Annotated in this window: 1 protein-coding gene; it reads left to right on the forward strand. The window is 67.3% G+C overall.

Features of this window, described 5'->3' with window-relative positions; genetic code table 11:
- On the forward strand, window positions 1-1,045 hold a 1,045-nt coding region (locus AC1DKV_RS40465), incomplete at both ends, for an isovaleryl-CoA dehydrogenase (RefSeq protein WP_477139767.1).

Consider the following 1,045-nt stretch of genomic DNA (forward strand, 5'->3'; position numbering starts at 1 on the left):
GAGCGTGCGCAACTGGGCGCAGGCCGAACTGGCCCCGCGCGCCGCCGAGATCGACCGCACCGACCAGTTCCCGATGGACGCCTGGAAGAAGATGGGCGACCTGGGCGTGCTGGGCATCACGGTGGCCGAGGAATACGGCGGCGCCAACATGGGCTACCTGGCCCATATGGTGGCCATGGAGGAAATCAGCCGCGCCTCGGCCTCGGTCGGCCTGTCCTACGGCGCGCACTCCAACCTGTGCGTGAACCAGATCCACCGCAACGGCTCGGCCGCGCAGAAGGCGAAGTACCTGCCCAAGCTGGTCTCCGGCGACTGGATCGGCGCGCTGGCCATGAGCGAGCCCAACGCCGGCTCSGACGTGGTCAGCATGAAGCTGCGCGCCGACTTCAAGGGCGACCGCTACGTGCTCAACGGCACCAAGATGTGGATCACCAACGGCCCGGACTGCGACGTGCTGGTGGTCTACGCCAAGACCGAGCCGGACCTGGGCGCGCGCGGCATGACCGCCTTTATCGTCGAGAAGGGCATGAAGGGCTTCTCGGTGGCGCAGAAGCTGGACAAGCTCGGCATGCGCGGCTCGCACACGGGCGAGCTGGTGTTCGAGGACGTGGAAGTGCCGGTGGAGAACATCCTCGGCGCCGAGAACGGCGGCGCCCGCGTGCTGATGAGCGGSCTGGACTAYGAGCGCGCGGTGCTGTCCGGCGGCCCGGTGGGCATCATGCAGGCGTGCATGGACGTGGTCACGCCCTACATCCACGACCGCAAGCAGTTCGGCCAGAGCATCGGCGAATTCCAGCTGATCCAGGGCAAGGTGGCCGACATGTACACCACGCTGCAGGCGGCGCGCAGCTACCTGTACACGGTGGGCAAGAACCTGGACGCRGTGGGCACGGAGCACGTGCGCCAGGTGCGCAAGGACTGCKCCGCGGTGATCCTGTACACGGCCGAGAAAGCCACCTGGATGGCCGGCGAATCGGTGCAGATCCTGGGCGGCAACGGTTATATCAACGAATACCCGGTGGGCCGCCTGTGGCGCGACGCCAAG

The sequence above is a fragment of the Cupriavidus sp. 05T41 genome, assembly GCF_056396525.1.